The sequence below is a fragment of the Kitasatospora sp. NPDC059722 genome, assembly GCF_042733235.1.
Classification (GTDB): Bacteria; Actinomycetota; Actinomycetes; order Streptomycetales; family Streptomycetaceae; genus Kitasatospora.
Genome location: NZ_JBHWGD010000027.1, coordinates 1 through 10,257 on the forward strand (window position 1 = coordinate 1; position 10,257 = coordinate 10,257).

Genomic DNA, 10,257 nt, shown 5'->3' on the forward strand with positions numbered 1-10,257 from the left:
GGCCGGCCTCTCCGCCGCGGGGGGTGTTGCCTCCTCCACCCACACCCCCGTCCCCGCCCCGAGCCGAAGGGCGCGCCCGGAGGCGAGCGGGCGGGTAACGACGGCTACTTGAGCATCGCGGCGGCCTCGACCGCCCAGTAGGTGAGGATCTGCTGGGCGCCGGCCCGGCGGATCGAGGTGAGCGTCTCCATGATCATCCGCTCCCGGTCGATCCAGCCGTTCGCCGCCGCGGCCTCGACCATCGCGTACTCCCCGGACACCTGGTACGCGGCGACCGGGACCGGCGAGGCGTCGGCGACCTGGCGCAGGATGTCCAGGTAGGCCATGGCCGGCTTGACCATCACCATGTCCGCGCCCTCGGCGAGGTCCTGCTCCAGCTCGCGCAGCGACTCGCGGGCGTTGGCCGGGTCCTGCTGGTAGGCCTTGCGGTCGCCCTTGAGCGAGGAGCCGACCGCCTCGCGGAACGGGCCGAAGAAGGCCGAGGCGTACTTGGCGGTGTAGGCGAGGATGCCGGTGTCCTGGTGCCCGGCCTCGTCCAGCGCCCGGCGGACGACGCCGATCTGGCCGTCCATCATGCCGGACGGGCCGACCAGGTGGACGCCCGCGTCGGCCTGGACCCGGGCCATCTCGGCGTAGCGCTCCAGGGTGGCGTCGTTGTCCACGCTGCCGTCGGCGGCCAGCACGCCGCAGTGGCCGTGGTCGGTGTACTCGTCCAGGCACAGGTCGGACATGACCACCAGGGAGTCGCCGACCTCGGAGACGACGTCCCGGATCGCCTGCTGGAGGATGCCGTCCGGGTTGGTGCCCTCGCTGCCGATCGCGTCCTGCACGAGCGGGACGCCGAACAGCATGACGCCGCCGACCCCGGCCTCGGCGGCCTCGACCACGGCCTTGCGCAGGGTGTCCCGGGTGTGCTGGACGACGCCCGGCATCGAGCCGACCGGGACGGGCTCGCTGACGCCCTCGCGGACGAACAGCGGCAGGATCAGCTCCGCCGGGTGCAGCCGGGTCTCGGCGACCAGACGGCGCATCGCCGGGCTCTGGCGCAGCCGGCGGGGGCGAACGTACGGGAATTCAGCGGACACGGCTTCTCTCTCCGAACGGTGGTGCAGCTCCGGGGGCGACGGGATCGCCGCCCCCGGGTCCCGGACAGGGGTCAGCGGGCCTTGCGGCGCGAGCCCGGGCGGCGCTCGCTGGGCCGGTAGACCGGCTCACCGGCAGCGGTCGCGGTGTCGCGGCGCTTGGCCCCGAAGTCTGCCAGCGCCTGGGCCAGCGCGGCCGCCGACGGGGCCGGGGCCATCACGTCGACCCGCAGGCCGTGCTCCTCGGCGGTCTTCGCGGTGGCCGGGCCGATGCAGGCGATGACGGTGACGTTGTGCGGCTTGCCGGCGATGCCGACCAGGTTGCGCACGGTCGAGGACGAGGTGAAGAGCACCGCGTCGAAGCCGCCGCCCTTGATCGCCTCGCGGGTCTCGGCCGGCGGCGGCGAGGCGCGCACCGTGCGGTACGCCGTCACGTCGTCGACCTCCCAGCCGAGCTCGACCAGGCCGGCCACCAGGGTCTCGGTGGCGATGTCGGCGCGCGGCAGCAGCACCCGGTCGATCGGGTCGAACACCGGGTCGTAGGGCGGCCAGTCCTCCAGCAGGCCGGCCGCGGACTGCTCGCCGGAGGGCACCAGGTCCGGCTTCACGCCGAAGTCCACCAGGGCCTGCGCGGTGGTCTCGCCGACCGCCGCGACCTTGATGCCGGCGAACGCGCGGGCGTCCAGGCCGTACTCCTCGAACTTCTCCCGGACCGCGCGGACGGCGTTCACCGAGGTGAACGCGATCCACTCGTAGCGGCCGGTCACCAGGCCCTTGATGGCCCGTTCCATCTGCTGCGGGGTGCGCGGCGGCTCGACCGCGATGGTCGGCACCTCCTGCGGCACCGCGCCGTACGAGCGCAGCTGCTCGGACAGGCCGTGGGCCTGCTCCTTGGTGCGCGGCACGAGGACGTTCCAGCCGAACAGCGGCTTGGTCTCGAACCACGAGTGCGAGGCGCGGTGGGCGACCTGCTCGCCCACCACGGCTATCACCGAGGTGGCCGGGTCGACCGGGGCCGAGACCGGCGAGGGCAGCACCCGGGCGGCCTTCAGGTCGGCCGCGATGCCGGACAGGGTCGAGGTGAAGGTGCGCTGGCGCGTGGTGGTGCCGGACAGCGTCGCGCTCAGCGCCGCCTCCGGCTTGCGGCCGTTGGAGACCAGTGCGGCGGCGGTCGCGGGCAGCTGGCCCAGCGTCGTGCGGACCACCAGGGTGGTCTCCGGCGCGCCCAGGTCGACCGGGCCGCCGGCCAGCAGCGCTGCGCCGTCGACGAAGCGCACGTCCGCACCGGCGGAGCCGCGCAGCGGGACGCCCGCGTAGGCCGGCACGCCGACCGACTGGGCGACGCCCGGGATCACCTCGAAGGCGATCCCGTCGCCCGCGCAGCTGAGCATCTCCTCGGCGGCGCAGCCGTCCAGGCCCGGGTCGCCGTCGACGGTGCGGACCACGTGCTTGCCGGCCCGCACGGCCTCGGCGACCAGCTTGGCCAGGTCGAGCTCGACGCCCTCGGCGCCGGGGGTGTGCACCTGCACTCCGGCCGGGCAGTGGCTGCGCACGGCGGCGGCGGTCAGCGGATCGGCGACCAGGACGTCGGCCGAGGACAGCACCTCGACCGCGCGCAGGGTCAGCAGCCCCGGGTCCCCGGGGCCCGCGCCCAGGAAGGTGCACCGTCCGGTGGCGGACTGGCCGCCCGGGAACGGGATGTCGGTGGCGGCGGTGGGGCTCATGCGCCCACCTCGCTGCGCTCGGCGGTCTCTTCGCGAAACGCGCAACTCTTCATGATTCGCTCGCTTCGCTCGCTCATCGGGCTCGCTCCCCCATCAGGGCGGCCGCGCCCGCGTCGAGCAGCCGGGCGGCCAGCGCGCGGCCGAGGGCCGTCGCCTGCTGCTCGGCGGTCTCGTCGAGGACGATCGGACCGTTGGCGGACATCTTCAGCAGGGTGGCGCCGTCGGTGGTGCCGACCACGCCCTCCAGCCGCAGTTCGTTCGGCCGGCCCCAGGTGGCCAGCCCGGCCACCGGCGCCGAGCAGCCGGCCTCCAGGGCGGCCAGCAGCGCCCGCTCGGCGGCCACCTCGACCCGCGTGGGGGCGTGGTCGAGGGCGGCGAGCGCGGCGGCGAGGTCAGTGTCGGCGCTGGTGCACTCGATGGCGAGCGCGCCCTGGCCGGGGGCCGGGATCATCAGCTCGGGGTCGAGGTGCTGGGAGATCTCGGCGCTGCGGCCGAGCCGGTTCAGGCCCGCGGTGGCGAGCACCACGGCGTCCAGCTCGCCCTTGGTGACATAGCCGATCCGGGTGTCCACGTTGCCACGGATCGCGACGGTCTCCAGGGCGGCGCCGCGGGCGGCGGCCCAGGCGTTCAGCTGGGCCATCCGGCGCGGGGAGCCGGTGCCGATCCGGGCCGGGCGGCCGGCGCCGGCCAGCTTCTCCACCAGTTCGTCCAGGGCCAGGCCCTCGCGGGCGACCAGGGCGTCGCGGACGTCCTCGCGCTCGGGGACGGCGGCCAGCACCAGGCCCTCGGGGGCGGCGGTGGGCAGGTCCTTCAGCGAGTGCACGGCGAAGTCGATCCGGCCCTCCAGCAGCGCGTCGCGCAGCGCGGAGACGAACACGCCGGTGCCGCCGATCTGGGCCAGCGCCTCGCGCGAGGTGTCGCCGTAGGTGGTGATCTCGACCAGCTCGACGGCGCGCCCGGTGAGCCTGGTCACCTCGCGGGCGACCATGCCCGACTGGGCCATGGCGAGCGCGCTGCGCCGGGTGCCGAGCCGCAGGGCGGGGGCGGCCGGAGCCTGCTCCGTGATCGGTTGACCATTCATGAGGTGATCGTCCCGGTGGTACTCGTGGGATGGCTGACGGTTCATCCGGCGCTCCCGCCCGAGGGCTGGGGCCGGCCGCCGACGGGCGTGCCCGACACGGCGTGCACGGCCGCCGGGTCGAGGTCGAACAGTTCGCGCAGGGCGTCCGCGTAGGAGGCGCCGCCGGGCTCGGCGGCGAGTTGTTTGACCCGCACGGTGGGTGCGTGCAGGAGCTTGTCGACGACCCGCCGGACGGTCTGGGTGATCTCGGCGCGCGAGCGCTCGTCCAGGTCGGGCAGCCGGGAGTCCAGCCGGCCGAGTTCGGCGGCGACGACGTCGGAGGCCATCGACCGCAGCGCGACGACGGTCGGCGCGATCCGGGCGGCCCGCTGGGCGGCGCCGAACGCGGTGACCTCGTCCGCGACGATCCGGGTGACGGCGTCCACGTCGCCCGCGCCGGGGCTGGCGGCGTGCGCGTGCGAGAGGCTCTCCAGGTCGACCAGCAGGGCGCCGGGCAGCTCGTGCACCGCGTGGTCGACGTCGCGCGGCATCGCGAGGTCCAGCAGGGCGAGCGGCTGCTCGGCCCGGCGCAGGGCGACCGCGGCGGCGACGTCCTCGGTGCGGATCACCACGCCGGCCGCGCCGGTGCAGGAGATCACCAGGTCGACGTCGGCCAGCGCCTGCGGCACCTTGGCCAGGTCGAGGGTGCGGGCCACGCCCGGGCCGAGGATCTCGACCAGGCGCTCGGCGCGCGCGGGCGTCCGGTTGGCGACCAGCAGGTCGGTGACGCCGGAGCGGACCAGGGTCGCGGCGGCCAGCGAGCTCATCGAGCCGGCGCCGACCACCAGGGCCCGCTTGCCGGCGATCTCGCCCGCGCCGGCCGCGACCTGCTCCAGGCCGAAGGTCACCAGCGACTGGCCGGCCTTGTCGATGCCGGTCTCGCTGTGCGCCCGCTTGCCGACCCGCAGCGCCTGCTGGAACAGCTCGTTCAGGTCGCGCCCGGCGGTGTGCTCCTCCTGGGCCTTGGCGAGCGCGTCGCGCAGCTGGCCGAGGATCTGGCCCTCGCCGACGACCATCGAGTCCAGGCCGCAGGCCACCGAGAAGAGGTGGTGGACGGCGCGGTCCTCGTAGTGGACGTAGAGGTGGGGGGTCAGCTCCTCCAGGTCCACGCCGCTGTGGTGGGCCAGGAGCAGGGACAGCTCGGCGACGCCGGCGTGGAACTTGTCGACGTCCGCGTACAGCTCGATCCGGTTGCAGGTGTTGAGCAGCGCGGCCTCGGCGACGGTCGCGGTGGCCGCGGCGTCGTGCAGCAGCCGGGTCGGCGCGTCACCGGTCAGCGCGGCGCGCTCCAGCACGCCGACCGGGGCCGTCCGGTGGCTCAGTCCTACGACGAGAAGACTCACGCCCGCCCCCCACAGATCTTCGTGTTCATGCGGGCATCACCGCGGACAGATCGCCCTCGCCGCCCTTGGCCGGCTTGCCCTTGGCCTGCTCGGCCTGGTCCTTGGCGGTGGTCTCGGCGCGGCCCTTGCCGTTGCCGCCGGCCGCGCGGCGCAGCTTGGCGGCCGCGGCGCGGACCGGGCCGGGGGCACGGTCCAGCACCGACTCGGTGCGGTCGGGCTCCTCGCCGGCCTTGCGCTGCTCGTGGAAGGCCAGGATCTGCAGCTCGATGGAGAGGTCCACCTTGCGCACGTCCACGCCGTCCGGGACGGTCAGCACGGTCGGGGCGAAGTTGAGGATGCTGGTGACGCCGGCCTCGACCAGGCGGTCGCAGACCTGCTGGGCGGCACCGGGCGGGGTGGTGATGACACCGATCGAGACGTGCTGGCTCTCGACGATCGACTCCAGCTCGTCCATGTGGCGCACCGGCAGCCCGGCCGCCGTGGAACCGACGACGTTCGGGTCGGCGTCCAGCAGGGCGGCGACCCGGAAACCGCGGGAGGCGAAGCCGCCGTAGTTCGCGAGGGCGTGGCCGAGGTTCCCGATGCCGACGATGACGACCGGCCAGTCCTGGGTCAGGCCGAGCTCGCGGGAGATCTGGTAGACGAGGTACTCGACGTCGTAGCCGACACCGCGGGTGCCGTAGGAGCCGAGGTAGGAGAAGTCCTTGCGCAGCTTGGCGGAGTTGACCCCGGCCGCGGCGGCCAGCTCCTCGGAGGAGACGGTCGGCACCGAGCGCTCGGAGAGCGCGGTGAGGGCCCGCAGGTAGAGGGGCAGGCGGGCGACGGTCGCCTCCGGGATGCCCCGGGCACGCGAGGGTCGGCGCGTGGCGCCCTGGTCGGGCGTCTGCGAACTGCTCTGTGGTGATCGGCCGATTGCCACGGTGCTCCTGTGGGTGAAGCTGGGCTTTGGCAGCCAGGCTATGCGTTTGTGAACGTGTGCACAAAGATGGTGTCCGATTTGTCCCCGCACAGTGATGCGCATCACGCCGTCGAACCCATAGCACCGCAGTCCGTCAGGACCACGGCCGGGGCCGGTACCCCGGGCAGCCACGGGCCGTACGGCGCCTCCCGGCGCAGCAGCGGGACGGCCGCCCCGGACGGGCGGGAACGGGCCCGGCCCAGCCGCGGCCACGGCACCAGGGCCGCCTCGCGCAGCGCCCCCGCCAGGTCGTCCGGCGCCAGGTCGTCCGGCGGGCCGCCCGGGACGCCCACGCAGTGGCGCAGCAGCTCGGCGGTCACCCGGGCGTCGCCGAGCGCGGTGTGCGCCGGGTACCAGCCGAGGCCGGCCGCCTCCACGCAGGCCGCCAGGCCGTGGCCGCGGGCCTCCGGCAGGAGCGCGCGGGCCAGCCGCATCGTGCACAGCAGCGGGACGGGCGGCAGCGGCACGCCGATGCGGGCGAACTCACGGTCCAGGAAGGCGTGGTCGCAGCTCACGTGGTGCCCCACCAGCACCCGGCCGGCCAGCAGCTCCAGCAGCCGCGGCGCGATCTCCCGGAAGCGCGGGGCGCCCTCGACGTCCGCCTGGCTTATGCGGTGCACGTGGGTCGGGCCGACCGGGCCCAGCGGGTCGAGCAGGGTCGCGAACTCGCCCTCCGGGTGCAGCTCGCCGTCCAGCAGGACCACCGCGATCTCGACCACCCGGTGCCGCCACGGGCTCCGGCCGGTCGCCTCCACGTCCACCACGGCGAAGCCCTGGGCCCCGGCACCGTCCGGGGCTTCGGAGGGCGCGGGGGTGGGACCGGGAAGCATGGCGGCACTCCTCGTGTGCTCAGCCCCCCACGGGCGCAAACGAGTTCGATCGTAAGCCGACGAACACGCTCCGACATCGCCGGTTCGGAGTGGGTTTGGCAACGATTCGGCGACTCGCCCCCGCCGGTCGGCGGGGGGGGACGGCCGGAGCCCGGGAAAAGGCGGCGGAGGGGGGTCAGCCGCCCAGCGCGGCGCGCAGGCGGCGCTCGTCCACCCGCCAGAAGTCGTGCTGGCGGCCGTCGATCAGCGTCACCGGGATCTGCTCCCAGTACAGCCGGTACAGCTCCTCGTCCTGGGTGATGTCCTTCTCCTCGAAGGCCGCGCCCAGCTCCCCCGTCACCCGGACGATCACCTCCCGGGCGTCGTCGCACAGGTGGCACCCGGGCTTGCCGACCAGGGTCACGGTACGGTCCGCCGGGGACGGCTTCGGGCTCTTGTCACGTCGCAGCAGTGGGCTCACCCGGCCATTGTCCGCCCCGCCCGCGGCGGCCCCGCGCCCGGCCGCGCAGCGCTCTGTTCACCGCACGGGCACGCCGCCGTCACGGCCGCTGCGCGCCCGGCTGGCTATGCTCGATGACATGGCCGTGCTCCGAAGGCTCACCCGCGCAAGGCGCCCCACCACCGAGCTGACCGCCCTCGCGGGCGAGGCCGCGGCCGAGGCGGCGGAGGCCGCCCTGCGCGCCGAGCCCGAGCCGGCCGGAGCCCTCGCGGACACCGCCGCCGACACCCCCGGCGCACCCACCACGGCCCCCGGTGCGGCCACCGGCAGGCCCGGGAAGGCCCCCAAGGCACCCGCAGGCAACCACACCCCCGAGCCCGGGGACCCGCACGCCGCCGCCTTCTTCGACTGCGACAACACCATCCTGCGCGGCGCCGCGATCTTCTACCTCGGCGTCGGCCTGTACCGCCACGGCTTCCTCACCCGCCGCGACATCGCCCGCTTCGCCTGGCAGCAGGCCTGGTTCCGGCTGCACGGCGCCGAGGACCCGGACCACATCTCGGACGCCCAGCACACCGCGCTCGGCCTCGTCGCCGGCAAGGCCACCGCCGAGCTGGAGGCGCTCTGCGAGGAGGTCTTCGAGGACGTCGTCGCCGACAAGATCTGGCCCGGCACCCGCGCCCTGGTCCAGATGCACCTCGACGCCGGCCAGCGGGTCTGGCTGGTCACCGCCGCCCCGCTGGAGGTGGCCCGGGTGATCGCCCGGCGGCTCGGCATGACCGGAGCGCTCGGCACCGTCGCCGAGGCCCGCGACGGGCTCTACACCGGCCGGCTGGTCGGCGAGCTGCTGCACGGCCCCGCCAAGGCCGCCGCGGTCTCCGCGCTCGCCAGACGCGAGCGGCTCGACCTCGACCGCTGCGCCGCGTACAGCGACTCGGCCAACGACATCCCGATGCTCTCCCTGGTCGGCCACCCGTACGTGGTGAACCCGGACGGCGCGCTGCGCCGGCACGCGCGCGCCCAGGGCTGGCGGGTGCGGGACTTCCGCACCGGGCGGAAGGCGGCCAGGATCGGGTTGCCGGCCGCGGCCGCGCTCGGCGTGCTCGCGGGCGCGACGGCCGCCGGGGTCGCGCTGCACCGGCGGCGCCGCCGCGCGTGATCCCGCGCACGTTCCGCCACTCCCCGACGCGCGCGAGTTGCCGTCGGAGCCGCTCCGAACTCCCTCGCACGGCCTTCCCCTTCACGGGTGACCAGACGTCAACAGGGCCGCTGACCTGGCCCCTCGTACGGGCGAACTCCGGTCCACGGCAGGGCCGTCCGACCCCGTTGCCCGAACCTGATACCCGCTGACCGGTTCTGATCGTTCGCCAGACCGGGAAAGTCGGCGATTACCGAGCCCCAAGGCAGGGAAACCGCCCACCGGACCGCCGAATTGGTCACCCTGAGCGCTCGTTCGGTCACGTTGGGCCGGATGAACGGTGACACGATCGGTCAGTGTCAGCCGAATATGCACGCGAAATGGATCCCAAGCGACCACTTCGACCACACGGTGTAGCTGTCATTGCACAAAGCGTTATTCTCTCCTGGATGCGCGTCACCCGACCGCCCCGTCCGAACGGGCCATGGTGGCGTGCTCTCCGCGCAGGCGGAGGTGATCCGTCCACAGTTCTGCCTCTGGGAGTCCCGTGTACCCACCCGTCCGGAACGACGCGCCTGCACCCTCCCGCCCGTCGTCCGCGCCCCTGCGCCCCCGCACCGGCCTCCGCGGTCGCCCGGTCACCACCCGGCAGATCTCCACCGGCCTCGACCTGCTGCGCAGCCTGCTCCTCAGCCAGCTCGCCGTCTCGCCCCAGCTCGTCCCGGCCGGGGCGGCACTCGGGCCCCAGCCGGCCCCCGGGCTCGCGCTGCGCACCACCGCGGCCGGCTCGGCCGGCACCGGCTCCCGCGGCCGCACCGGCACCACCGGCGTCGGCCGCAGCCGGACGCGCACCGCGCCCACCCCGGGCTACGAGACCGAGCACAACCCGATCATGGAGCTGGTCGAGCGGGCCCAGGCCGGCGAGAGCGAGGCCTTCGGGCGCCTCTACGACCACTACTCGGACACCGTCTACCGGTACATCTACTACCGGGTCGGCAGCCGGGCCACCGCCGAGGACCTCACCAGCGAGACGTTCCTGCGCGCCCTGCGCCGGATCGGCACCTTCACCTGGCAGGGCCGCGACTTCGGCGCCTGGCTCGTGACGATCGCCCGCAACCTGGTCGCCGACCACTTCAAGTCCAGCCGCTTCCGGCTGGAGGTCACCACCGGCGAGATGCTCGACTCCAACGAGTGCGAGCGCAGCCCGGAGGAGTCGGTCCTGGAGTCGCTCTCCAACGCGGCCTTGCTCGACGCGGTGCGCCGGCTCAACCCGCAGCAGCAGGAGTGCGTCACGCTCCGCTTCCTGCAAGGGCTCTCGGTGGCCGAGACGGCGCGGATCATGGGCAAGAACGAGGGCGCCATCAAGACGCTGCAGTACCGGGCCGTCCGCACCCTGGCCCGCCTGCTCCCGCCCGACGCGCGATGAGGCGCACGGCCGTGCGGGCAGCGGCGGCCGCGTGCGGCGCCGACGGGGAGATACCCCACCGGGCCCGAGCCGTCGGTCCGTCACCACCGGTGGGGGGGGGGCAGATAGGGGGGGAGGCTGGGGGCGATCTTTATTGGTGGGGTGTCCGCCGCCCCGCCCCCCCCGGGGGCGCTGTGCATGACGGCCCCCGCCCCGCG

The 10,257-nt window shown here is 74.6% G+C and carries 9 protein-coding genes; 2 read left to right on the top strand and 7 right to left on the bottom strand.

Annotated elements, in window-relative coordinates; genetic code table 11:
• Positions 1 to 104: 104 nt before the first annotated feature.
• The 7 genes from hemB to ACFV4F_RS18930 form a co-directional block, all read right to left on the bottom strand.
• Entirely contained in the window at positions 105 to 1,085 is a 981-nt protein-coding gene (gene hemB, locus ACFV4F_RS18900) for a porphobilinogen synthase (protein ID WP_380446765.1), read from the bottom strand.
• Positions 1,086 to 1,156: 71 nt separating this feature from the next.
• The gene (locus tag ACFV4F_RS18905) at positions 1,157 to 2,806 is read right to left on the bottom strand and encodes a uroporphyrinogen-III synthase (RefSeq protein ID WP_380446767.1); all 1,650 of its coding nucleotides are present in this window, start codon (positions 2,804 to 2,806) and stop codon (positions 1,157 to 1,159) included.
• A 73-nt stretch (positions 2,807 to 2,879) separates the two neighbouring features.
• The gene (gene hemC, locus ACFV4F_RS18910; protein WP_380496638.1) at positions 2,880 to 3,887 is read right to left on the bottom strand and encodes a hydroxymethylbilane synthase; all 1,008 of its coding nucleotides are present in this window, start codon (positions 3,885 to 3,887) and stop codon (positions 2,880 to 2,882) included.
• A 41-nt stretch (positions 3,888 to 3,928) separates the two neighbouring features.
• A complete protein-coding gene (locus ACFV4F_RS18915) occupies positions 3,929 to 5,269 on the bottom strand; it encodes a glutamyl-tRNA reductase (protein WP_380503798.1) in 1,341 nt (446 codons plus the stop codon).
• A 25-nt stretch (positions 5,270 to 5,294) separates the two neighbouring features.
• Positions 5,295 to 6,188, bottom strand: a complete 894-nt coding sequence (locus ACFV4F_RS18920) for a redox-sensing transcriptional repressor Rex (protein WP_380446775.1) — start codon at positions 6,186 to 6,188, stop codon at positions 5,295 to 5,297.
• 101 nt (positions 6,189 to 6,289) lie between these two features.
• Positions 6,290 to 7,057 carry a PolC-type DNA polymerase III gene (locus ACFV4F_RS18925; RefSeq protein ID WP_380503801.1) on the bottom strand — a complete coding sequence of 256 codons (768 nt, stop codon included), beginning with the start codon at positions 7,055 to 7,057 and terminating at the stop codon, positions 6,290 to 6,292.
• Positions 7,058 to 7,232: 175 nt separating this feature from the next.
• On the bottom strand, positions 7,233 to 7,517 hold the full coding sequence (locus ACFV4F_RS18930) for a glutaredoxin family protein (RefSeq protein ID WP_363656471.1): 285 nt from the start codon (positions 7,515 to 7,517) through the stop codon (positions 7,233 to 7,235).
• A 118-nt stretch (positions 7,518 to 7,635) separates the two neighbouring features.
• Between ACFV4F_RS18930 and ACFV4F_RS18935 the strand changes: the two genes are divergently transcribed.
• Both ACFV4F_RS18935 and ACFV4F_RS18940 read left to right on the top strand, forming a co-directional pair.
• A complete protein-coding gene (locus ACFV4F_RS18935; protein WP_380503804.1) occupies positions 7,636 to 8,655 on the top strand; it encodes an HAD family hydrolase in 1,020 nt (339 codons plus the stop codon).
• A gap of 583 nt (positions 8,656 to 9,238) precedes the next feature.
• A complete protein-coding gene (locus ACFV4F_RS18940; RefSeq protein ID WP_380446809.1) occupies positions 9,239 to 10,060 on the top strand; it encodes an ECF subfamily RNA polymerase sigma factor, BldN family in 822 nt (273 codons plus the stop codon).
• Positions 10,061 to 10,257: the final 197 nt, after the last annotated feature.